The organism is Peribacillus sp. Bi134, from assembly GCF_918698065.1.
In the GTDB taxonomy this organism is placed as follows: domain Bacteria; phylum Bacillota; class Bacilli; order Bacillales; family DSM-1321; genus Peribacillus.
In genome coordinates this window covers 226,955-250,302 of sequence record NZ_CAKKLN010000003.1, presented here as the reverse complement: position 1 = coordinate 250,302, position 23,348 = coordinate 226,955, and the positions used below count along the sequence as shown (strand labels likewise).

General features: G+C 41.4%; 26 protein-coding genes, 1 pseudogene and 1 riboswitch. Of the genes and pseudogenes, 24 read left to right on the top strand and 3 right to left on the bottom strand.

Features of this window, described 5'->3' with window-relative positions; all coding sequences use genetic code 11:
- Positions 1 to 12: 12 nt before the first annotated feature.
- From LQ188_RS07120 to LQ188_RS07095, 6 genes are all read left to right on the top strand, one after another.
- Complete coding sequence (locus LQ188_RS07120) at positions 13 to 1,404, top strand: cobyrinate a,c-diamide synthase (RefSeq protein WP_101221879.1); 1,392 nt, start codon at positions 13 to 15, stop codon at positions 1,402 to 1,404.
- Between the two features lie 38 nt (positions 1,405 to 1,442).
- Positions 1,443 to 2,252 carry a uroporphyrinogen-III C-methyltransferase gene (gene cobA, locus LQ188_RS07115; RefSeq protein WP_101221880.1) on the top strand — a complete coding sequence of 270 codons (810 nt, stop codon included), beginning with the start codon at positions 1,443 to 1,445 and terminating at the stop codon, positions 2,250 to 2,252.
- Positions 2,231 to 2,794 carry a nitroreductase gene (locus tag LQ188_RS07110; protein ID WP_101221881.1) on the top strand — a complete coding sequence of 188 codons (564 nt, stop codon included), beginning with the start codon at positions 2,231 to 2,233 and terminating at the stop codon, positions 2,792 to 2,794. Before cobA ends, LQ188_RS07110 begins: the two co-directional genes overlap by 22 nt.
- Positions 2,795 to 2,808: 14 nt before the next feature.
- Positions 2,809 to 3,345 (top strand): cob(I)yrinic acid a,c-diamide adenosyltransferase, encoded by a 537-nt coding sequence (locus LQ188_RS07105; protein WP_101221882.1) that lies wholly within the window; start codon positions 2,809 to 2,811, stop codon positions 3,343 to 3,345.
- Between the two features lie 13 nt (positions 3,346 to 3,358).
- Positions 3,359 to 4,876: a cobyric acid synthase gene (locus LQ188_RS07100; protein WP_230176405.1), complete on the top strand. Its 1,518-nt coding sequence runs from the start codon at positions 3,359 to 3,361 to the stop codon at positions 4,874 to 4,876.
- Positions 4,877 to 5,041: 165 nt separating this feature from the next.
- Complete coding sequence (locus tag LQ188_RS07095; RefSeq protein ID WP_063233522.1) at positions 5,042 to 5,314, top strand: HU family DNA-binding protein; 273 nt, start codon at positions 5,042 to 5,044, stop codon at positions 5,312 to 5,314.
- 457 nt (positions 5,315 to 5,771) lie between these two features.
- On the opposite strand, the gene LQ188_RS07090 is transcribed toward LQ188_RS07095, so the two are convergent.
- Entirely contained in the window at positions 5,772 to 6,500 is a 729-nt protein-coding gene (locus LQ188_RS07090) for a protein kinase (RefSeq protein WP_230176581.1), read from the bottom strand.
- Between the two features lie 392 nt (positions 6,501 to 6,892).
- Between LQ188_RS07090 and LQ188_RS26980 the strand changes: the two genes are divergently transcribed.
- The 13 genes and pseudogenes from LQ188_RS26980 to LQ188_RS07030 all read left to right on the top strand — a co-directional run bounded on the left by LQ188_RS26980 (position 6,893) and on the right by LQ188_RS07030 (position 17,239).
- The gene (locus LQ188_RS26980) at positions 6,893 to 7,075 is read left to right on the top strand and encodes a hypothetical protein (protein ID WP_363320575.1); all 183 of its coding nucleotides are present in this window, start codon (positions 6,893 to 6,895) and stop codon (positions 7,073 to 7,075) included.
- Positions 7,076 to 7,141: 66 nt separating this feature from the next.
- Positions 7,142 to 7,285, top strand: coding sequence for a flavin reductase family protein (locus tag LQ188_RS26975; protein ID WP_363320574.1), 144 nt, complete (start codon positions 7,142 to 7,144; stop codon positions 7,283 to 7,285).
- Positions 7,286 to 7,296: 11 nt separating this feature from the next.
- Positions 7,297 to 8,778: pseudogene (locus LQ188_RS07080) on the top strand (4-hydroxyphenylacetate 3-hydroxylase N-terminal domain-containing protein).
- Between the two features lie 78 nt (positions 8,779 to 8,856).
- Entirely contained in the window at positions 8,857 to 9,159 is a 303-nt protein-coding gene (locus LQ188_RS07075; protein ID WP_363320584.1) for an MFS transporter, read from the top strand.
- A 496-nt stretch (positions 9,160 to 9,655) separates the two neighbouring features.
- Positions 9,656 to 9,785: riboswitch (TPP riboswitch) on the top strand.
- Between the two features lie 136 nt (positions 9,786 to 9,921).
- A complete protein-coding gene (gene tenA, locus LQ188_RS07070; RefSeq protein WP_101221886.1) occupies positions 9,922 to 10,605 on the top strand; it encodes a thiaminase II in 684 nt (227 codons plus the stop codon).
- A gap of 14 nt (positions 10,606 to 10,619) precedes the next feature.
- Positions 10,620 to 11,204, top strand: coding sequence for an ECF transporter S component (locus tag LQ188_RS07065; RefSeq protein ID WP_230176404.1), 585 nt, complete (start codon positions 10,620 to 10,622; stop codon positions 11,202 to 11,204).
- A gap of 12 nt (positions 11,205 to 11,216) precedes the next feature.
- Complete coding sequence (locus LQ188_RS07060; RefSeq protein WP_230176403.1) at positions 11,217 to 12,680, top strand: ABC transporter ATP-binding protein; 1,464 nt, start codon at positions 11,217 to 11,219, stop codon at positions 12,678 to 12,680.
- Entirely contained in the window at positions 12,681 to 13,457 is a 777-nt protein-coding gene (locus LQ188_RS07055; RefSeq protein WP_230176402.1) for an energy-coupling factor transporter transmembrane component T, read from the top strand.
- Positions 13,458 to 13,497: 40 nt separating this feature from the next.
- Entirely contained in the window at positions 13,498 to 14,109 is a 612-nt protein-coding gene (tenI, locus tag LQ188_RS07050; protein WP_230176401.1) for a thiazole tautomerase TenI, read from the top strand.
- A 1-nt stretch (position 14,110) separates the two neighbouring features.
- Positions 14,111 to 15,235, top strand: coding sequence for a glycine oxidase ThiO (gene thiO, locus LQ188_RS07045; RefSeq protein WP_230176400.1), 1,125 nt, complete (start codon positions 14,111 to 14,113; stop codon positions 15,233 to 15,235).
- A 14-nt stretch (positions 15,236 to 15,249) separates the two neighbouring features.
- A complete protein-coding gene (gene thiS / locus LQ188_RS07040; RefSeq protein WP_101221892.1) occupies positions 15,250 to 15,453 on the top strand; it encodes a sulfur carrier protein ThiS in 204 nt (67 codons plus the stop codon).
- 2 nt (positions 15,454 to 15,455) lie between these two features.
- Positions 15,456 to 16,223, top strand: a complete 768-nt coding sequence (locus LQ188_RS07035) for a thiazole synthase (protein WP_101221893.1) — start codon at positions 15,456 to 15,458, stop codon at positions 16,221 to 16,223.
- Positions 16,220 to 17,239 carry a thiazole biosynthesis adenylyltransferase ThiF gene (locus tag LQ188_RS07030; protein WP_230176399.1) on the top strand — a complete coding sequence of 340 codons (1,020 nt, stop codon included), beginning with the start codon at positions 16,220 to 16,222 and terminating at the stop codon, positions 17,237 to 17,239. Before LQ188_RS07035 ends, LQ188_RS07030 begins: the two co-directional genes overlap by 4 nt.
- A 184-nt stretch (positions 17,240 to 17,423) precedes the next feature.
- Here LQ188_RS07030 and LQ188_RS07025 read toward each other — a convergent pair whose 3' ends face one another.
- Positions 17,424 to 17,567, bottom strand: coding sequence for a small acid-soluble spore protein P (locus LQ188_RS07025; protein WP_230176398.1), 144 nt, complete (start codon positions 17,565 to 17,567; stop codon positions 17,424 to 17,426).
- 115 nt (positions 17,568 to 17,682) lie between these two features.
- On the opposite strand from LQ188_RS07025, the gene LQ188_RS07020 reads away from it, so the two are divergent.
- Complete coding sequence (locus tag LQ188_RS07020) at positions 17,683 to 17,946, top strand: hypothetical protein (RefSeq protein WP_137018480.1); 264 nt, start codon at positions 17,683 to 17,685, stop codon at positions 17,944 to 17,946.
- 136 nt (positions 17,947 to 18,082) lie between these two features.
- Here LQ188_RS07020 and sspO read toward each other — a convergent pair whose 3' ends face one another.
- Positions 18,083 to 18,235 carry a small acid-soluble spore protein O gene (sspO, locus tag LQ188_RS07015; protein WP_034312428.1) on the bottom strand — a complete coding sequence of 51 codons (153 nt, stop codon included), beginning with the start codon at positions 18,233 to 18,235 and terminating at the stop codon, positions 18,083 to 18,085.
- A gap of 385 nt (positions 18,236 to 18,620) precedes the next feature.
- Between sspO and acnA the strand changes: the two genes are divergently transcribed.
- From acnA to LQ188_RS06995, 4 genes are all read left to right on the top strand, one after another.
- Positions 18,621 to 21,332 carry an aconitate hydratase AcnA gene (gene acnA, locus LQ188_RS07010; RefSeq protein WP_101221896.1) on the top strand — a complete coding sequence of 904 codons (2,712 nt, stop codon included), beginning with the start codon at positions 18,621 to 18,623 and terminating at the stop codon, positions 21,330 to 21,332.
- Positions 21,333 to 21,538: 206 nt separating this feature from the next.
- Complete coding sequence (locus LQ188_RS07005) at positions 21,539 to 22,072, top strand: TlpA disulfide reductase family protein (RefSeq protein ID WP_230176397.1); 534 nt, start codon at positions 21,539 to 21,541, stop codon at positions 22,070 to 22,072.
- A gap of 816 nt (positions 22,073 to 22,888) precedes the next feature.
- Positions 22,889 to 23,017, top strand: coding sequence for an FbpB family small basic protein (locus LQ188_RS07000; protein WP_072272906.1), 129 nt, complete (start codon positions 22,889 to 22,891; stop codon positions 23,015 to 23,017).
- A gap of 142 nt (positions 23,018 to 23,159) precedes the next feature.
- Positions 23,160 to 23,303 carry an acid-soluble spore protein N gene (locus LQ188_RS06995; RefSeq protein WP_057275900.1) on the top strand — a complete coding sequence of 48 codons (144 nt, stop codon included), beginning with the start codon at positions 23,160 to 23,162 and terminating at the stop codon, positions 23,301 to 23,303.
- Positions 23,304 to 23,348 lie beyond the last annotated feature (45 nt).

Genomic DNA, 23,348 nt, shown 5'->3' with positions numbered 1-23,348 from the left:
GGGAGAAAAAATATGAACGATAGAAGATTGGTAATTGCAGGTACCGGAAGCGGTGTCGGTAAAACGACATTGACCATCGGAATCATGGCAGCCCTCCAGAAGAAAGGCTATACCGTTCAAGGGTTCAAATGTGGTCCTGACTATATTGATCCTACTTATCATACAGCAGTTACAGGACGGGTTTCACGCAATCTTGACAGTTGGATGTTTGAACATGACACTGTTCGAGAAATTCTTAATAAAGCAGGTGCCGGGGCTGATATATCGATCATCGAAGGAGTCATGGGCTTCTTCGATGGCAAAAGTCCTTTAGCCAATACAGGATCGACGGCTGAAATCAGCATCATCACGCAAAGTCCTGTCCTGTTGGTAGTCAACTGTGCCAGCATGGCACGGAGTGCAGCTGCCATCGTAAAAGGATTTCAGGACTTTTCGACCGGCCCGAACATCATTGGGGTCATTGCCAATCAAGTGGGAAGTGCAGGTCATTACAAAATTGTCAAATCAGCCATTGAGCAAGAATGCGATGTACCGGTGCTCGGTTATATGAAGCGGGAATTGGATATTGATATTCCAAGCCGTCATTTAGGTTTAATTCCTGCTATTGAACGCGGGGAACTAAATCCGTTTTTCGATAAGCTCGCACAATTAGTCATGGAAACGATCGATATCGAGCAGTTGTACCGTTTGTCAAAGACAACCTCCGTTACCAGTGGAAACTCAAATATTTTTCAACCCAAAAATGAAAAGGACGTATGCATTGCCGTCGCAAAAGATGCAGCCTTCAATTTTTATTATCAGGAGAACCTTGAGCTGCTAGAAGCATATGGGGCGAACATCAAGTATTTTTCTCCATTAAAAGGGGATGAAGTACCATTGGATGCTGATGGTTTATATCTTGGAGGCGGTTTTCCTGAGGAATTTGCAGCTGAACTTTCCGGTAACGTGGAAGCTATCATATCCATCAGAAGCTCCATTGAAAAGGGGATGCCGACTCTTGCGGAATGTGGCGGTTTCATGTTTTTGAGCAAATCGATTGAAACAACTTCAGGAGAAACGCATCAGATGGCAGGAATGATACCGGGCAGGATTAAAATGCAGAAAAAGCTTGCAGCACTTGGGTATCGTGAAATCACAGGAACTCCAGGCAATTTTTTGATCAATGAAATGGAGCAGGCAAAAGGTCATGAATTCCACTACTCGACATTTGAAGCGGATGCTGATCTTACACATGCTTATGAATCCATAGGCAGATTCGGTTCGAAACAAGAGGGGTGTGTATTGGGCAACCTTGTTGCGGGGTATACCCACTTTCATTTTGCTTCCAATCCAACACTTGCAAAGAACTGGATCAATGCTTGCTTAAAACAAAAAAACAGATCTGCCCATGAAACTATCAACTAGTAAAATGTATTTTTTGAAGCTTAAGAGGAGGCGCGAGCATGAAACCGGGAAAAGTTCATCTGGTCGGTGCGGGTCCCGGAGATCCGAAATTGATTACGGTATATGGACTGGAATGTATCCAAAAGGCGGATGTCATTGCATATGACAGGCTTGTCAATCCAGAACTATTAAACTATGCAAAAGAAGGTGCAGAACTGGTGTATTGCGGGAAATCACCAGGGAAACATCATCTCATTCAAAATGAAATACATGAACTTTTAGTGGACAAAGCTTTACAGGGGAAAAACGTCACCCGTCTGAAGGGTGGAGATCCATTTGTCTTTGGGCGGGGCGGTGAGGAAGCGGAAATACTGGCTGCTAACGGGATTGAATATGATATCGTCCCAGGAATCACAGCGGGAATCGCAGCACCGGCTTATGCGGGCATCCCGGTGACCCACCGTGATCATGCTTCAAGTTATGCGATTGTGACAGGCCATGGCCGTGATTACAAGGGGCAGGATAACCTGAATTGGCAGGCATTGGCTCAGGGCATCGATACCATCGCCTTTTATATGGGAATAGGTAATATGCCGTTCATCTGTGAAAAATTGATAGAGCATGGCAGGGACGGCAATACGCCAGTGGCTGTCATTGAATGGGGCACGACTGATAAACAAAGGACGATTACCGGTACCTTGAATTCGATTTCTTTGAAGGCTATAAAAGAAGAAATTCAAAATCCATCAATCTTTCTAGTAGGGGATGTCGTCCAATTAAGAGAAAAAATACAATGGTTTGAAAGAGTGATTGATTCAGAGTCCATAATTGAAGGGAATGAGTCGGAATGTCCATCATTCAAGAATTGAAGGAACGCCGGGCAATAAGGAATTACGAAGAAAAAGAAGTGGAAGACCAAAAAATCAGGCAGCTATTGGAAGCGGCTACCTATGCCCCTAACGATCGATTGCGTGAACCTTGGAGTTTTTATGTAATCAAGGGAGAAGCGAAGCACCGTTATGAAAGATTGGCAGAAAGGTATTTACATGAACGCTTCCCAACCAAACCAAAGTTGATTGAAAGTTCACTGGAAGTTGTAAAGACGACACCGCTTATCATTGTCGTGACCTCCGATATTTTGCCTGATGATCCAGATTCATCCGAAGACAATGTATTCGCTTCTTGTTGTGCCGTCCATTCGATGTGGCTTGCCGCAAAAGAACTTGGTCTCGGATTCGTTTGGCGCACTAGAGGAGTGGGTCTAGTCAGGGATGAACGCCTGCACGAATTTATCGGTTCACCGGAAAACAAAAAAGTGATCGGCACCATTTTTGTCGGATACCCTAAAGGCGATCAACCGGTTCCAGCTACTAAAAGGACTTCATACATAGAAAAAACAGTTTGGCTATGAAGGTAGGTGAGTAAGTGGCACGCAGAGGATTAATGCTTATTTATACAGGAAACGGTAAAGGGAAGACGACTGCCTCATTAGGGGTGACTTTGAGGGCAATCGGCAGAGGAATGAATGTCAAATACCTTCAGTTCATAAAATCTCCAGAGCGTACTTATGGGGAAGCATTGGCTTTGAGAAAATTAGGAGTTGAAATGGAGCAGCTAGGTATTGGTTTTACATGGACCAAAACACCAGAAGAGCATCGCAACGCCTTATCGTTAGCATGGGAAAAGGCGAAACTGGCACTTACTGATCCGGATATTGATTTACTTGTTTTGGATGAGTTGAATAATGCGTTAGCGATTTCCAAATTCCCGATTGAAGATGTCTTGCCATTGGCTGAAATCATCGATGCAATTCGAAATCGTCCCGCTCATATGCATATAGTCATTACCGGCAGGGATGCAAGGCCAGAGCTTATGGAAATGGCCGATTTGGTTTCAACGATTGAGGCGACCAAGCATTATTATGACGAGGGCATCGGCGCTGTCAAAGGATTAGAGTTTTAAGGGGGTGAGCGTAATGAAGGCACGATCCATCATGATACAAGGGACGTCGTCTGATGTAGGGAAAAGTTTGATTTGTACGGCATTTTGCCGGGTATTTTCCAATAAAGGATTACGTGTCGTCCCATTCAAATCACAAAACATGGCTTTGAATTCTTATGTAACCTTGGATGGCGGTGAAATCGGACGGGCTCAGGGAGTACAGGCGGAAGCAGCACGGATCACGGCAACGACCGATATGAATCCGATATTACTGAAACCGAAGCAGGATATGGTTTCGGAAGTCATCGTGCACGGAAAGCATTTCCTTGATATGAATGCAAAAAGCTATCGGTCCCAATTTGTCCAGGAAGCCATGCCCATCATCCGTAAATCGGTCGAAAAACTTCAAGAAGACTATGACATCATCGTACTCGAAGGGGCAGGAAGTCCGGCTGAAATTAACCTGAAGGACCGGGATATAGCGAATATGCGAATGGCTAAACTCACGGATGCGGCTGTCATTTTGGTGGCCGATATTGATCGTGGTGGAGTATTTGCGTCCATCATCGGCACACTTGCTTTATTGGATCAAGATGAACGAGATAGTGTAAAGGGGATCATCATCAATAAATTTCGTGGCATGCGTGAATTGTTGGACGATGGTATTGAATGGGTGGAAAAGGAAACCGGGATTCCGGTTCTCGGGGTGCTGCCCTATCTTGACGTGAATATTGAAGCGGAAGATTCACTTGCCCTCTCTTCCTTACGTTTTAAAAAACCTAAAAAGGCTGAGTTTCCGATCGATGTAGCCGTCTTGAGATTTCCGCGGATCTCCAACTTTACAGATGTGGATCCTTTTTTTGATGAACTCGGAGTAGGTGTCCGCCTGGTAAGCAGTGTCCATGAGTTAAGTAATCCCGATCTGCTTATTTTGCCTGGTACAAAAAACACGATGGAAGATTTAGAGTGGTTGAATCGTATGGGGTTGGATCGGGCCATCAATGAACTGCGGAAACAAGGAACGATGATATTTGGCATATGCGGCGGTTTTCAAATGCTAGGGACTAAACTTTTCGATCCTGACGCGGTCGAAGGTGACGGTGAGAACGCAGATGGGCTCTCGCTTCTTCCGGTGGAAACCGTATTTCAAGCAGAAAAGAAAACGGTACAAATGGAAGGTGTCCTTTCTGCCGGGATAATGGAAGGTCAAATGAATCTTAACGGTTTCGAAATACATTTAGGCAGAACGACATTGAAGTCGCAAGTAAGGCCCTTTCTTTTATTGAAGGATGGAAGAGAGGATGGAGCCATTTCCAATGACAACAAGGTAATGGGAACATATCTTCATGGGATATTCCATAATCGCCTGTTCACTAGATTACTAGTTAACCAAATTCGACGGAACAAGGGGTTGGAAGAAGTGAAGGAAAACGTCCAAAGCGACTCGGAGCGCAGGGAGGAAGCGTACAATCTCTTGGCATCCCATTTGGAGGAAAACATTGATATGGATACCATCTATCAATGGCTGCAGCTGGAAACTGCAGAAAGTTGAAAAGGTCATTAGGTTAATGTGATCAATGCCCTTTTACCTTTAAAAAAGATCATTTTAGAGCGATAATTCCTTTTATTTAGCCATTTTAAGTGACAGAGGCATACAAGATATGTTATGTTGTCTACTCTACATACTTTATACAAAATAAAAGGATGAGGTGTTCATATGAATAAAACAGAATTAGTGAGCAGTGTTGCAGCACAAGCTGAACTGACAAAAGACGACGCAAAAAAAGTAGTGGACGCATTGTTTGAAACAATCACGGCTACACTTGCTAAAGAAGAAAAAATCCAATTAGTTGGTTTTGGTACATTTGAAGTGCGTGACCGCGCTGCCCGTACAGGAAGAAACCCGCAAACTGGCGAAGAAATACAAATTGCAGCTAGTAAAGTTCCCGCTTTTAAAGCAGGTAAGGAATTAAAAGAAGCTGTAAAATAAAAAAGTAAACAAAAAAACCTGGCGATGCGATATTCGCCAGGTTTTTTTGTTTACTGTCATGCGCTTCGAAGAACAGTAAAAGACAGTCATTTTTATTTATTTGTGCCATTATCTAACGGAGGAATTTAGGGAGTTCTCATGATCAACAATGAAAGAAGCCCACTTCAGGAAGCAGTAATGGAATGTAACATAAATGAAAAAAAATTATAGTACTTATTAGTAAGGTTTATACTGTGACTATGTTAGGCTAAGTAATAACAAGTTTTAAAACCAAAATAAAAGAGGTGAAAGATATGCTGAAGAAAATAATGAAAAAAATCAAACAGCTTTCCCAAGGCAGCAGTGAGCGAAGACATGGTCATTATCGCCGAGGCAGCAGCAGCAGCAGCCGAGGCTACAAAAGGTATCCCATGAGTGGAAGTGACCGCTACAAGAGAAAAGGGCGCGGCAGTAGCAGCTAATTCAATTTCTTTGACTTCAATGCAGCCTGCAGGTCCATTGAGATTTCTTTAATATCTGAATAAGGTTCTTGGATGCTTAATAACCTTTTCAGTAAATGCACGGTTTCTTTTTCTAACGAAAGCTCTTCTGTCCAAGGAAGAGTCTTTTTACTTTTGGAGGCGTAAGTCGTATAAAGTGCATATAGAAGTATTTCCCCCAAGTCGTAAAAATCCTGCCTTTTCAGCTGCAACATGGTTTCTTTAGTAAAATCGGCCGAATTGATCTTTTTAGACAAACCAAAGTCTATCAAAATGGGCTGATTGTTCTTTAGTAAAATATTTGGTATACGTAAATCTTGATGGGAAATGTCATGGTCATGTAGATAAGATACTAAACCGACCAGCTCATCCAGAAAAAATAGAGACTCTTTCTCATTGAATGTTATATGATTCAAGAAAATATGGTCTTCCAAATTATCTCCTTCTATGAAATCCATCACAAAATAAACATTTCCCTCATGTGAAAATTTCTCGTGAAATTTGGGGATGTTTTTGTGGTTTAACATTCGTAAAATGGAAATTTCATTTTCAAACTGCTTCAGCTCTTTTTTGCTGCGGCGTTTACTTTTCCGGAGTTGCTTGATCACTATATTTTCTTTTTTTTTCAAATCATTGCAAAGATAAATAATACCGTAGCTTCCTGTTCCGATTACAGCTTTTACCTCGTAACGGTAATTCAAAACCACTCCTTTTTTTAAAGGTATATCCACGAAAAATTGGTAGAACTTTCTAAATGTACGCAAAATTGAAACTTTCCTCACCACTTTCATCTATTCAAGTCAAGAACAAAAAAGTCCGTTATTAATTAAGCTGGAAATATGAATGAACATGGATAGTTTAACACTGATTTTTGATAATGCGGTAATGAAAGTCATTTCTTCGGGGAATTCTTTTGATAGTTCACAATTATAAATTTTTCCTGTAATTTCACATTATGAAATTATATGGTTTTTAAAAATATTAAGTTTACTATAATGAATTCATAATAAAAGAGTAGGAGGTGATGAGGTGGATGGGCGCGAGTTGAGAAGTTGCTTTGGGAAATCCCTAACCGGCGTCACAATAGTGAGCTGGTTTGATGGAAAGTTCAAAAGGGGATTACTGTGAATTCTTTTCCTTCGGTTTCCTTGGATCCACCGCTTGCTTTAGTATTCATAAAGAAGCAAAAGCCTGCACTAGCATGAAAGATAAATCTTTTACCATTAATATTTTGTCGGATGAACAGGAAGCCATTGCATGGCAATTTGCGGGCAGCAAATAGGAAACGCTTGAAACCGACTGGGATAACAAGGGAATTTCGCCAAAAATAAATGGAAGTGTTGCCTGGATGGAATGCAAACCATGGAGAGAGTATGATGCTGGTGATCATGTATTGTTCATCGATGAAATCCAGGAGTTACATTCCGAATATTTGGAAGCGCTTACTTTTTATCGAGGGAAAATGGGGTCTGCTAAACAGCTTGTAAAATAAGGGGGATTCTAATGGGCATTAAAACCGGGGAAGAATATATTAATAGAATTAAATCAAGGAAACCGGAAGTCTGGCTTGGCGGAAGAGTGGTTGAGGATATTTATAATGAGCCAATTTTTAAACAGCCAATTGAAGAAATTGCGAAGTTGTACGACATTCAACATGACCCGGAATATCAAGATGAAATCACTCACATTTGCAAGGAAACCGGAGAACGTGTTAACAATGCTTTCTTATTCCCGAAGACATCGGAGGATTTGCAAAAAAGAAGTAAATTATTTGAAGTGTATGCAAGGATGACATATGGACTCATGGGGAGAACGCCGGACTTTCTAAATGTCGTGGTCACTTCCATGGCACATAACTCCTGGTTTCTTGATAAATACAACAAAGACTGGTCAAAGAACATCAAGGATTATTACACCTATATTCGGACAATGATTTATTCTTAACGCATGCGATCATTAATCCTCAAAATGATCGAAGCAAGCAATCTCATGAGCAAAAAGAAACTTATACCCACTTAGGGACCGTAGAGGAAAAAGAAGAAGGAATACTTGTACGCGGTGCAAAAATGTTAGCCACCCTGGCACCAATCACCGATGAGGTGATTATCTATTCTTTCCCAGGATTCACACCAGGTGATGAACGTCATGCGGTAGCATTTGCATTGCCGATCGATACGCCTGGACTGCGTATAATCTGCCGGGAACCAATGCAGGACGGAACACGCTCGATGTTTGACCATCCACTTGCCTCCCGCTATGAGGAAATGGACGCCCTGCTTGTATTTAATGATGTCCTGGTCCTTGGAACCGCGTCTTCTTATACAACAATGTGGAGGCGGCAAACCGCTTTTGTATCCAATGACGGGGATCGCTGAACAGCCTGCTCACCAATCGGGTGTGCGTGGATATATTAAATTGGCATTTGCCGTTGAGGTTGCTTGTAAAGTGGCAGACTCTATCGGAGTTGATGGATTCCTGCATGTACAGCGTGATTTGGGTGAACTTATTCAATCCGTCGAAGTCATCCGTTCACTGCTCCGGGTAGCGGAATATGAATATACGATTAATGAGTACGGTGAGGCCCGGCCAAATCCGGATGCATTGGAAACGATTCGCGGCTTCCTTCCGGAGATGTATCCCCGTGCCATTGAGGTTATCCAGACCATTGGAGCTGGAGGGCTGTTGATGTCTCCGACAGGGGTCGACTTTGATAATCCGGAATTGCGAGTAGATATCGATAAATATTATGGAGGGCGAAGCGGGGTTTCGGCGGAAGAGCGAGTTCGGGTGTTTAAACTGGCTTGGGATTTATGCGGGGAAGCATTTGGGCAGCGCCTCCTTCAATACGAACGTTATTACAAGGGTGATCCAGTTCGGAAAAGAGCGATTTTTTATAATAAATATAAGAAAAACAAGAACTTTAGCATGGTCGATGAAGTGCTTAACAAACCGATGCAAGTAGCCGTCAATGCGGTTAACAAGTAATTTTAATAGTTGAATAGGGAGGGGGGCCGTCATGGGCAGTCCGGATACGGCCTTTAATCCAGTTTATCTTTCAATCTTATATCGGGAATAGGACAAATTGGCGGATCGTTAATTGGAGGGTACTTAGTTGGGAAAATAGGCCATAGAAGAGTACTTTTATCCCTCTGTGCAATGGGTACTGTTTGTTTTGTCATATTAGGTTTGACCTCAAATGCAGCAGCCTTATATATTCTGATCGCTTTTGGAGGTGCCTGTACAGTCGGTACGATGAATTTGGCCAATACGTATATATCCGAGTATTATCCCCGGGAGATAAGGTCCACCGGGATAGTTGGGCCTTGGCTTTTGGTAGAATTGGCGCGATTGTTGCCCCGACATTAATAGGATTACTGCTGGCTGCAAACTATTACCACAAAATGCATTCATGGCCTTCAATGTTCCGAGCATAATGGCTGCCATGGCGTTATGTGAAAGAGAAGTATGGCAGCTATGATAAACTACAGATCGAGCAAAATATTAAAACTAAAAGCAACATCGAATGTATAATATTGTTTTTTAGAGAATAAAAGAATTCACGAGTAAAGTAGCTAAATTCACGAGTAAAGTAGCAGAAATCCCAAGAAAAATCAATTTCACGAGTAAAGCAGCTGAATTCACGAGTAAACCGGCCAAATTCACGAGTAAAACAGTAGAATTCTGAGGAAATTACGTAATGAAACCCATTGATTAAAGTGCCGTTAAACTGCCGGGTAAATGGTGTATATGCAAGATTGATAGGTTAGTAACCCTAAATCATTAAGTTGAAAACTTTTTCTAATACGTTTGACAATTGGATTTATCGTGTTAATATAAAGGCAAATGAAATTTAATATACAATTTGTACCACTAGGGGTGCTTTAAAGGTGAAAGTTGATTTTTACCGCAGAAGCTGAGATTAAAGTATGACTTTAAGACCCTTAGAACCTGATCTGGTTTATACCAGCGTAGGGAAGTGGGGTCTGGAACAATACGTTTCTGTATTATTTCAAGTACAACCACTTTCTTTACGTTTAAGAAAGTGGTTTTTTGTTTGCAAAAAAAAGGGGTGATAAAAGTTTTTTTCCGTAACATTCATTCAAAAAATATAATTTGGAGGTAATGGTCATGAAGTTTTCAGAGGAAATTCGTCAGGAAGTGGATCACATTTGGGAAGCTAGCTTTAATCACCCGTTTGTTGCAGGAATAGGAGATGGCACATTGCCATTGGAGTGTTTCCGTTTCTATGTTATGCAAGATTCCTATTATTTATCTCATTTTGCTAGGGTTCAAGCTTTAGGGGCAGTTAAAGCTACTGATTTACATACAACAAGCAGGCTTGCCGGCCATGCACAAGGAACATATGAAGCGGAGTTGAAGCTTCATGAGAATTTTTCTGAGAGATTAGGGATCACAAAAGAAGAACGGGATAATTTCAAACCAGCCCCGACCGCTTATGCTTATACTTCCCATATGTATCGTGCGGCTTATTCGGGACATTTAGGAGATGTTATTGCAGCTATCTTGCCGTGTTACTGGCTTTATTATGAAATAGGTGAAAAGCTGCAAGGGTGCATGCCGGAGGAGCCGATTTATCAAGAATGGATAGCGGCTTACGGAGGGGAGTGGTTCCGCACTTTGGTGGAAGAACAAATTGCGAGGCTTGATGAGATTGCTGAAAAAGTGACAGACGAAGATAAGGAAAGAATGAAAGAGCATTTTATCCTCAGCAGCCAATATGAATACTCATTTTGGGAAATGGCTTATCGTTTAGAGACATGGCCTGTGCATAAGGAAACACTAGAAGTATAAAGGGGAATGAAACAATGAAAAAAGGTTTGAAATTAACGGACATATTGGTCACGATCGTGATTGCGGTAGCATTTGGAATCGTTTATATCCTTTGGGGTTCGATTTATTATTCCGTTAAACCGTTAGGATTACATCTGGATCAACTTATTTATGGAATGTGGTTTATAGCTGGCCCCGTCGCCTTCTTAATTTTACGGAAACCGGGTGTGGCACTTTTGGCGGAGATAGCTGCAGCTTCCGGGGAGTTCTTCCTTGGTTCACCATGGGGGCTGACCGTACTGTTATATGGGGTGGTACAAGGTTTGTTCGCGGAACTGGTGTTCATGGCTTTCAAATATAAAAAATTCAATATGCCGGTGGCCGTTTTAGCTGCGATAGCTTCCTGCCTGGCATCAGTTATTATGGATTTTGCATACGGGGAAATAGGTGCGCTTTCAACTTGGAATCTATCGTTATTCATGATAGCGAGGTTTGTGGGTTCCATATTCTTTGCAGGTGTGACCGCTTATTATCTAGTTAAAGTCCTGGAAGCAACAGGAGTAACAAATCTTGTGCGTCCGGTTTCAAATAAAGATTATGCAGAACTGGATCAAAAGTAGAGGTTGAGGGCCATGGAACCAATCGTTTCTGTTGAAAAGTTAAGAATGAAATATCCCGGTGATGAATCTTTGATATTCAAGGACCTATCATTAACGTTTGATCAAGGAGAAAAAGTGCTATTGTTGGGGCCATCAGGTTGTGGTAAGTCGACCCTTTTACAAGTGTTAAGCGGATTGATTCCGAATTCCATCGAAGTACCGATGAAAGCGGAAAAATTGAAATGCCCTTCTTCGTGGGGGTATGTTTTTCAAGATCCTGATAGTCAGTTTTGCATGCCATTTGCCGATGAGGAAATTGCCTTCGTCCTTGAGAATCTTTCCGTCCCTAAAGAAGAAATGAAAGAGAAGATTCAAAATCATTTCCGTAAAGTAGGATTGAACCTGGGCCATACAAGTATTGAAACATTATCAGGCGGGATGAAACAGCGTCTGGCAATCGCTTCAGTATTGGCCCTTGAACCAGAAGTGATATTTTTAGATGAGCCAACCGCCATGCTTGATCCGGAAGGAACGAAAGAAATCTGGGAATTGCTGAAGGAAGTCGGACGAGACAAAACGGTTATTATCGTCGAGCATAAAATTGACCATGTTTTAGAATTCATCGAACGAATCGTGCTTTTTAACGATGATGGTCAAATCATAGCTGATGGTCCAAGAGACACCATTCTTTCACTATATAAAAATGAAATGAAGGAATATGGAATTTGGTTCCCAGGTGTTTGGGGTGAATATATACAGAATTATGCACCGACTCGGGAACACCCATTTACAGATGATTCACCTCTTATGAATGTGCAAGGCTTTAGCGGTTTTCGGAATAAAGAGGAAAAAATCAAGGTTGACGAGCTGAAGGTCCATTCAGGTGAATGGATTGTAATCAGGGGTGAAAATGGCGCGGGGAAGAGTACACTTTTGCATGCACTGATGCAGTTCATAAAAACGAATGGTAAGTATGAATTATTGGGAACACCGATTAAAAAGGTGAAAAATCCAACGGATCATATGACGTTTGTCTTTCAAAATCCTGAGTTTCAGTTCGTTGCAAATACTGTATATGAAGAGATTGCTTATTCATTGCGAATTGATAAAAGGCCGCAACAAGAAATAGATGAGAGAGTCCGCTCATTGCTTAAAGTGTTCCGCCTGGAGGCACATCGGGATAAACACCCGTTTCAATTATCAATGGGTCAAAAGCGTCGCTTAAGCGTAGCCGCCTCAATCGTAATAGACAAAAAAATCATTCTCCTGGATGAGCCAACCTTTGGCCAAGATTCGAAAAATACCTTTGCATTACTGGAATGGTTTGAGGAATATCGAAGGCGTGGAATAACAGTGATCATGGTAACTCATGATGATCATATTTCAAAAAACTTTGCAACCAGGATCTGGACGGTTAAGGATGGAAACTTAATAAGTGATGAAAACATTGTGCAATCAGGATTTGTGGAGACCAAAGTTAAAAGGAGTGTCATGTAGATGAATGATTCAAATGCAGAAACATGGCTCCATAGAATTAATCCAAGCCTTAAACTTGGTGTACTGATTGTGTTATGCATCGTGGCGTTATTCATTCATGACCTGAATTATATGATGAATATCACCATTGGCGTATTACTTTTGTTTTTGTTTTTTACCGGGCATTCGATAAAACGCATCTTACTTTTGTCGATTCCCTTTTGTTTCATTTTTATCTCCACCTCTTCTGCAATGATATTATTCGGGCAAGGTGAGACGCTTTGGTTTGAGTGGGGCCTTATATCGATTACTGAAGAAAGTTTCATGAGGGGATTACTGGTAGGCTTTCGAGCTTTGTTCTTTGCGGTCCTTGGCTTAACTTTTTCCTTAACTACGAGGCCAGTGAACTTGTTTTATTCGTTAATGCAGCAAGTTAAGCTTAAACCGAAATATGCCTATAGTTTCATGGCGGCATTAAGGCTGATTCCCATCATGATGGAGGAGTTCCAAACGATACGAAATGCGATGAAGGTACGCGGCTTCGAAAGGGGAAAAGGGATAAAAGCGTTATATTTTAAAATGAAAGCCTATTCCATCCCGTTGTTATCCGGAAGCATAAGACGTGCTCACCGAATCGCGGTTGCGATGGAAGCAAAGCGATTTACAGACACACGAGAACGAACATTCTATTATGAGTTTGGGTTTTCAAAAAAGGACCATGGTTTCATTTTGTATTTTATCATCCTGTTGTTGGCCGGCTTTTATCTGTCGATTCAATTCCCGTTAGTTTCTATTTGATTTTATGAGATTGTAACTTTACTTGTTAGGAGTCCTTAGTATGAATGCACATGAATTGCATATTATTTCTACTGGGAAACAGCCAATTGAAAAGTTTGTGGAAATCGCTTCAAACATTCAGGAACATGTTGATTTCTTTTATCTAAGGGAAAAGCATATGAGTGCATCGGAACTTTATCGAGCAGTGACCCTGCTACATGATAATAAGATCCCGCTTTCTAAGATCATCATTAATGATCGGGTGGATGTAGCTTGGGTACACAAAGTATTTGGTGTGCAATTGGCTTTTCATAGTTTAGATGCGGGAGTTGTAAAAGGAGCTTTTCCAGGGATGAATGTTGGCTGTTCGATCCATTCCATGGATGAAGCGAATGCCGCATTCAGCAAAGGGGCCGATTACGCGATATATGGACATGTTTTTGAAACGGATTCAAAAATCGGCCTTCCTCCTAGGGGAGTTGAGGAGCTTCATGCAATCTCAAGAAATGTCAATCTTCCGATAATTGCGATAGGCGGAATAACACCTTTCAATTGCCAAATCGTGCTGGATGCGGGGGCACGTGGAATTGCGGTCATGTCAGGGGTTCTTGAAGCTGAAAATCCGATTGAAGCCGTTAAAGAATATTCGAAGTCTTTGGGAAAGGAGACATAAGATGAATTCCATATATGATGCAATCATTGTTGGGGGAGGAGTAATAGGTGGATCCATTGCTTTTCAATTAGCCAAACGAGGTAAAAAGGTCCTTTTATTGGAAAAAGATAGACTTGCCAGCAAAGCATCCAGTGCTGCAGCCGGGATGTTAGGGGCACAAGCCGAGTTGGATGCTGATAACCCGCTTTTTACATTGGCAAGCCGAAGCAGGGGGATGTTTCCTGCACTGGCGGAAGAATTAAAAGATATAAGTGGAATAGACATCGAATTAGTGAACAAGGGCATGTTCAAGGTGGCGCTAACGAATAATCAGGTAGCCGAGTTGAAGAACATGATTAGAGGCCAGCAAGATGCGGGACTTGAGGCTGAATGGCTATCGACTGCCGAAATAAGGAAAACGGAACCGCTTCTTTCGGATGAGATTAAAGGAGCCATGTTCATTCCTAAGGATGGACAAGTTTCAGCCACTAGGCTGTCGCTCGCTTTTACTGAATCTGCCGCTGCCCTTGGTGTAGATATAAAGGAATTTGTTCATGTCTCCGACTTAGTTACTGAAAACGGAAGTGTAACGGGAGTGGTGACGAACATAGGTGCATTTTCATGTGAAAATGTCATCGTGGCAGGTGGGGCTTGGAGTGCTTTCCTCCTTGAAAAATCAGGGATGAAACTAGACAGTTATCCTGTAAAGGGAGAGTGCTTTTCCGTCCTGACCGAACGTCCATTGCTTGAAAAAACGGTCTTCTCGCATGGCTGCTATCTTGTGCCCAAAGTAGGCGGAAGAATCATTGTCGGGGCAACGGTTAAGGCGGGCACTTTCGATCAAAAGGTAAGTCTTGACGGGATTTCTACTTTAATAGAAAGAGCAACGCAATTGCTTCCGGCGATTAAAGGGACCGAATTGGAAAAGACCTGGGCAGGTATACGCCCACAAACTGGGGACGGCTTGCCGTACTTTGGTGAACATCCGGCATGCAAAGGACTTTTCATTGCAACGGGGCACTACAGGAATGGCATCCTGCTTTCTCCAATTACAGGTGTACTTATAGCGGATATTTTAGAAGGGAAGACAAATCCCGAATGGTCCGCTTTTCGATTGGATCGTTCGATACAGACCCTTTTTTCTTAATGGAGGTGGATGAATTGGAATTGGTCATTAACGGCGAAAAAATACGGATTCCTGCCGATGAATCAACAGTTACAGGGCTTTTGCAACACTTTAATTTACATCAAAAAGTAGTGATTGTTGAATTGAATGATGAAATATTAGCAAAAGAGAGTTTAAGTGAAACACTTTTGTCAAATGGAGACAAGGTAGAGATTGTACATTTTGTAGGAGGCGGATGATTATGTTAAAGATTGGTTCGTATGAATTTTCTTCAAGATTACTATTAGGTACTGGAAAATATCCAAATTTCGATGTTCAAAAGCAATCAGTGGAGGTTTCGGGGACGGAAATATTAACATTTGCGGTCCGGAGAATGAACATTTTTGAAGCCAGCCAGCCCAATTTTTTAGAAAAGCTTGATTTGAAAAAGTACACACTCCTTCCCAATACAGCAGGAGCTAAAACAGCCAAGGAAGCAGTGCGCATAGCCCATCTAGCAAAGGCATCTGGCTTATGTGACATGATTAAGGTAGAAGTCATTGGCTGTCAAAAAACTTTGCTGCCTGATCCGATTGAAACATTGAAAGCTGCTGAAGAATTAGTGAAACTCGGATTCACCGTATTACCTTATACTTCGGATGATGTGTTGCTCGCTAAACGCCTGGAAGAAGTGGGGTGCCATGCAATCATGCCTGGAGCTTCACCAATTGGCTCTGGTCAGGGCATTATAAACCCACTGAACTTACGCTTCATCATGGAACAATCTGAGGTTCCGGTAATTGTTGATGCAGGGATTGGAACTCCCTCCGATGCGGTTATCGCCATGGAATTAGGAGCGGATGGCGTATTGCTTAACACTGCTGTTTCGGGAGCAAAAGACCCCGTCAAAATGGCGAAAGCAATGAAACTTGCCATTGAGGCAGGTCGATTGGGGTATGAAGCAGGAAGAATCGAAAAAAATGATTACGCGATAGCAAGCAGCCCAGTTGAAGGATTGAGCATTGGATGAATGAGCGTTATTCACGTCAAGAACTTTTTGGTCCAATTGGAGCAGAAGGGCAAATGAAAATTCGCAAAAAGCACGTTTTGGTGATTGGAGCGGGTGCTCTCGGTACGGGAACTGCGGAAGGTCTTGTACGAGCCGGAATTGGGAAACTCACCATTGTGGACAGGGATTATGTAGAGTGGAGCAACCTTCAAAGACAACAGCTTTATTGTGAAGAAGATGCACAAAAAAGAATACCGAAAGCAGTGGCAGCGAAGAATCGTTTGCAAGCGCTAAATTCGGACGTTATCGTAAATTCATTTGTTGCGGATGTTTCGGTTGATGAATTGGCGAAGCTGGTTGAAGGCGTGGATTTAATATTGGATGCCACTGATAATTTCGACACCAGGATGCTTATCAACGATACTGCGCAAAAATATAAAATACCGTGGATTTACGGTGCCTGTGTAGGAAGTTATGGGATAAGTTACACGGTGATTCCGGAGGCGACCCCATGTTTGAATTGTTTGCTGGAAACGGTTCCGATGGGAGGTCTGACATGTGATACGGCGGGAATCATCAGCCCTGCCGTTCAAACGGTCGTTGCTCATCAAATGGCGGAAGCTTTAAAAATCCTTGTCGAAGATCATGCATCGCTAAGAAACAAAATCGTTTCATTTGATCTTTGGAAAAATGAACATTCATCCATAAATGTAGCGCAATTAAAAAAAGATACTTGTTTGTCCTGCGGGTCAAATCGAACGTATCCACACCTCTCTTATTCAAATCGAACAAAGACAGCCGTTTTATGCGGAAGGGATTCTGTCCAAATCCGTCCGGCAATGAAGGTTGAAAGAGACTTAGCGGAACTTGAAAATAATCTTATCGCACAAGGTGGTAAGATCGTCAGGAATCCTTATTTACTTTCATTTACCATTGGAACCCATCGGTTAGTCGTGTTTAAAGACGGACGGGCGTTGATTCATGGAACAAAAGATATTGCAGAGGCAAAAACGTTATATCATCGTTATTTTGGCTGAAATGGATTGGCAAGGACTTGAAATTCACGTTTAAACGTGAAAGAGTGCCCAAAAAAGACGCCCTTATAATAGGAAGGTATCGAACATTTTCCATGTGATTTATTTGCTGCACAAATATAAAACGAAAGCGGTGTCTGCCTTTTGGGGCGGCACCGCTTCGTTATGGAACGATTATTTAAGCAGCTTACATATCATGACTGCTATTATGCTTCTGACGGGAATGCTGCCTGTTTTTCACCTTATGAGAACCGCTTAACGGTGCAGGTTGACCTGAATTATTTCCTTTAGGAGCATTTTTTCGAATATCTTTACCATCGTTTTTGTTCATGTTCGATCCCTCCTATCTCTTAAGATAATCAGTCCGTGAAATTTTATTCACATACATATATTTGCAAACCTCGTACATGCTATTGATGGACACTATATTTAAGGAGCTGAACCAAATGCAGGATAAACAAGATAAGCGAAGGGCTTTCCAGGAAGCCCAGCAAAGTTATCAGCAAGTATTTGATGTATACTCATCCATTGAGAAGAACGCACCGAATTACGGAACGGAATTGAAACATGTGAAGCAGGAAGTGAACGAGGCCTATCAGCAAATACAATCAGCTTTAGTCACCGCTTCCGAACATCAGAAAGAACAATTGAGGAAATTCGAACAGGATATTCAGTCAATCGTCAATGAGGTGAATTCTGAGGACTATTGAGTGACAGGTTCTATCGTCTTTTGTGCGTTTTACTTTTGCGTTTCCTGATTTTAGAATGGAATAGGCTTTTTGAAAAATGCAGTACAACTGCCATTTCAAAAAGCCTATCCTGTTTAAAGCCTAGAAATGAGGGAAATCATTGGTTTTTCTTTCTTTTTTTATTGTTTTGCCTTTGCATTTCCGATAATGGCGGTTCATTTCCCAATTCATCATTGTATCCAGCCCCATTACCTTGCGCTTTTGCAGCATTCATACCCGGTATAACATGATTTGCCTTTTGTTTTGTCATTTCGACACCTCCACCCATAGAATGCGATAATGTCGAATGATTATGTATGAAGTACTAATATGTTTTGTTGGAATAATTTATCAGCCCATAAATAAGGGTATTTTCAATAAAACTCATATCAGCATCGCTTCCTAAATGCACTTTAATATGTGGGGGATTTTTTTCTATAAGAGAAACTTATCAAAAACAATAACTTTCTTGTTATTTACTTATACTCATTTCTATATTAGTATTAAGTTGAAGGAAGAGTTAGGGTGGGAGAAGAGAGAGAAAATTCGACAAACTAACTTTTTTACTTATATTTATAGTAAACATGGTTTCAGTGAACCAGGTTTTACTTTTATGTGCAGAATACGTTCTGACAGTTTAATAGGGGGTAATATTCATGACGAAAAATGACGTATACCAAGCGCGTAAGTCCTTTGAAATTGAAGGGAAACGCTACAACTACTACAGCCTAGACGCTATTGAAAAAGCAGGGGACGGCCAAGTATCTCGCCTTCCATATTCCATTAAAGTGTTACTTGAAGCGGTACTTCGCCAAGTAGACGGAAGAGTAATCACAAAAGAACATGTTGCGAACCTTGCTAAATGGGGAACAAGCGAGCAACAAGATATAGATGTTCCTTTCAAACCATCTCGTGTTATCCTACAAGATTTCACTGGTGTTCCAGTTGTTGTTGATTTAGCTTCTCTACGTAATGCATTCGCTGCACTTGGTGGAGATCCTGACAAAATCAACCCGGAAATTCCAGTTGACCTTGTAATTGACCACTCTGTACAAGTTGATAAAGCAGGTACAATCGATTCCCTTGATGCCAATATGGATCTTGAATTCGAACGTAATGCAGAGCGTTACCAGTTCCTAAGCTGGGCTCAAAAATCATTCAATAACTACCGTGCGGTTCCACCAGCAACTGGTATCGTTCACCAAGTTAACCTTGAGTACCTTGCGAACGTAGTGCATGCAGTTGAAACTCCAAACGGCGATTTTGAAGTATTCCCTGACTCTGTATTCGGTACAGATTCTCATACTACAATGATCAACGGTATTGGTGTTCTTGGTTGGGGCGTCGGCGGTATCGAAGCAGAAGCAGGCATGCTTGGACAGCCTTCATACTTCCCGGTACCTAAAGTAGTCGGTGTAAAACTGACTGGTCAACTTCCTAAAGGAACAACAGCTACTGACCTTGCATTGAAAGTGACTCAAGTTCTTCGTGCACACGGCGTAGTTGGTAAGTTTGTTGAGTTCTACGGTCCTGGAGTAGGATACCTTCCACTTGCTGACCGTGCAACAATCGCTAACATGGCTCCTGAATATGGTGCTACAGTTGGTTTCTTCCCTGTCGATGCAGAAGCGATCGATTACATGCGTTTAACAGGCCGTGATGAAAAACAAATTAAAGTGGTTGAATCTTACTGCAAAGAAAATGGATTGTTCTACTCTCCTGAAAACGAAGATCCAGCATACAATGATGTTGTGGAAATCGACCTTTCAGCAATTGAACCAAACCTTTCAGGCCCTAAACGCCCGCAAGATTTGATTCCACTTTCTCAAATGAAACAATCTTTCCATGATGCTATCAATGCACCTATGGGTAACCAAGGTTTCGGCATGGACAATTCTGAATTGGATAAAGAAGTAACTGTTAAATTTGCCGATGGTAAAGAAACGGTAATGAAAACAGGTGCGATCGCAATTGCTGCAATCACAAGCTGTACAAATACTTCTAACCCATACGTAATGCTTGGGGCAGGTCTTATTGCTAAAAAAGCAGTTGAAAAAGGCTTGACTGTTCCGGATTATGTAAAAACATCATTGGCACCAGGTTCTAAAGTTGTTACTGGTTACCTTCGTGATGCAGGTCTTCAACCATACCTTGATCAATTAGGATTCAACGTAGTTGGTTACGGCTGTACAACATGTATCGGTAACTCAGGTCCATTGGCTGATGAAATCGAAGCAGCTGTTGCTGAAGCAGATCTATTAGTAACTTCAGTACTTTCTGGTAACCGTAACTTTGAAGGTCGTATTCACCCACTTGTAAAAGCAAACTATCTTGCTTCACCTACTTTGGTTGTAGCTTATGCTCTTGCTGGAACTGTGGACTTCGATCTTAACAATGATTCTCTTGGTAAAGACAAAGATGGTAACGATGTATATCTTGCTGATATCTGGCCATCACAAGAAGAAGTTAACGCTGCTGTTAAAGCAACAGTTACACCGGAATTATTCCGTAAAGAATACGAAACAGTATTCAACGATAACAAACGTTGGAATGAAATCCAAACAAGCAACGAAGCGATTTATGCTTTCGATTCTAAATCAACATACATTCAAAATCCTCCATTCTTTGAAGGATTATCACCAGAACCAGGTTCCGTTAACCCGCTTTCCGGCTTGCGCGTAGTAGGTAAATTCGGTGACTCAGTAACAACTGACCACATTTCACCTGCAGGTGCAATCGGTAAAGATACACCAGCTGGTATTTACCTTCGTGAAAACGGAGTGAAACCACGTGACTTTAACTCTTACGGTTCTCGTCGTGGTAATCATGAAGCAATGATGCGCGGAACATTCGCTAACATTCGTATCCGTAACCAAGTTGCTCCAGGTACAGAAGGTGGTTTCACTACTTACTGGCCAACTGGCGACGTAATGGCTATCTATGATGCTTGTATGAAATACAAAGCTGATGGAACAGGTCTTGCTGTAATTGCTGGTAAAGACTATGGTATGGGAAGCTCTCGTGACTGGGCTGCAAAAGGTACTAACCTTCTTGGCATCAAAACAGTTATCGCTGAAAGCTTCGAACGTATTCACCGTTCTAACCTTGCGTTAATGGGTGTTCTTCCTCTTCAATTCAAAGAAGGCGAAAACGCTGAAACACTAGGATTGACTGGTAAAGAAGCGATTGCAGTTAAAATCGACGAAACAGTTAAACCACGTGATATCGTAACAGTTACAGCTACTGATGAAGCTGGAAACGTAAAAGAATTTGATGTACTTGTTCGTTTCGATTCCGAAATTGAAATCGACTACTACCGTCACGGTGGTATCCTTCAAATGGTATTACGTAATAAATTAAAAGGCTAATTTCAGCTTTTAGGAAGCGGTAAACCTACTTATCAGGTTTACCGCTTTTTTTGTGTCAAGTTTATGAAACAATGTGATATCATGTTATGATTTAAAGGAATTGCACTTTTCCGGAGGTCCTTTTATTGTTAAGATGGAATAGGGAAGTTGTTCTATTTCTGGAAATGGACTAATATTTTTATTGTAATGGGACTAGGGGGACGAGTATGTTTAAAAAAATTATTGCTTCGGTGGCCTTACTATCACTTATTACTGTAGCGATTGTGCAGGCGATGGATAATGACTCAAAGGAAAATAACGAAAAAGATGCTTTGGGCGGATTGAAAATTGGAGCTAAAGCACCGAATTTCTCCCTGAAAACTTTGGATGGGAAACAAGTTGAATTATCGGATTATAAGGGCAAAAAGGTAATGCTGAATTTTTGGGCAACCTGGTGTCCGCCTTGCAAGAAGGAAATGCCGGATATGGAGAAATATACACAGCAAGCGGGTGATGATGTCGTCGTACTTGCCGTCAATATTGACCCTGAAAATGATGTACAAGCATTTGTAGAGGATAATGGAATTACTTTTACCATACCGCTGGACAGTCAAAGTGCCAAAAATCCAGTGAATGAGCGCTACAAGATTCTTAGCATACCGACAACGTACTTCATCGACAAACAAGGCATCATCAGGAATAAGGTAATTTCAGCCATGCAATTAAAAGATATGGAACGAAATATAAATAGTATGCAGTAGGGGAACTTTATGAAGTTCCAATAGTATTGAAGGAATTAGCGAAACTCGGTGACCAAACCCGGCTAGATGCATGGGGCTAGGAGACTTGGAGGCAGTCGGACGGAAAATTACAAACTGAAACGGAACCTATAAAGGTTCCGTTTCAGTTTGTAGACAAGAGGGGGGCGGAATTAAAAAATTCCGAACCCTTTTGTCAATGGCAGCCTCCATTTTACGTGGCACCAGTATAAAGTAATCATTTCCAGTTCGATCTCGCTGAATAGAATCATGTTTAGAAAGTATCCTCATCACCTCAAGTTTTATTAATTCTATTTTAAGGCAGTGAAGACTTTAGGCAAAAGGGTTCTATCTAAAGTTAAAACAAAGTTGATTGGAACGGAAGGTACGAGACTCCTGCGGGAAAAGCGAGTCCAGGGGAGACCCGCAGGCGCAAAGGCGCCGAGGAGGCTCCAGGACCGCCCGCGGAAAGCGAGTGCCTGGAGAGGAAATCAACGTACATTGTACAAACCAAAAAAACTGTAGACAACCTCGATTTTCATCGAGGTTAGTCTACATTCTGACTGAACCCTTATGAAGTTCTGTTTTATTATTTGTTAACAAAGTTGTCAAACTTTAATGAAAAAATCAAAAAATTTAAAAAATTATGGTTAATGTTCATGAAAAAAGGGTTAAAGTATAGAGAGCGGATAAATGGAATTTTAATCAGGTTAAAAATCTGATAATTATGACAATTAAAGGGATGTAAACCATATAGTCATAATTTTACGTTAATTTGGCAATACTGAAAATTATATTAAAAATAAGTAGGTGAAAAGTATGAAAAAAAGAAAAAGGACATTTGAAGAATTAATTAAAGAAAATAAAAGGGAATTATTGATGGACGTTAAGCAAATGGAAAGACTTGAGGAACGTCTTGAAAAAAAACATATGCAAAAGGCTGAATAGGTTTATGCTTAAAAAGAGCCAGTGCCATGAAGGTCCCTTCTAGGTGCTGGCTCTTTTTTTATGGCTTTTTCAAAAACTGGCATTCATGAATTTCCTCTTTTTTATCCATGATAAGAGAAGGATAAGAGAAGGAGGCGATAAAATGGGTAATCCAAAAAAAGATTCCAAACACTTTAGACCGAGCCATCTAGGGACACAACCAATAGCAGCAGGTGGGAATAACGGTAAGAAAATGCAGGACAAATCCGGGAAACATCCTCAGGTCATTCAAACTAAAGGCGAGTAATCAAGGCTTAATAAAGTAATCGTAATAATATTATGTAAATAAAAA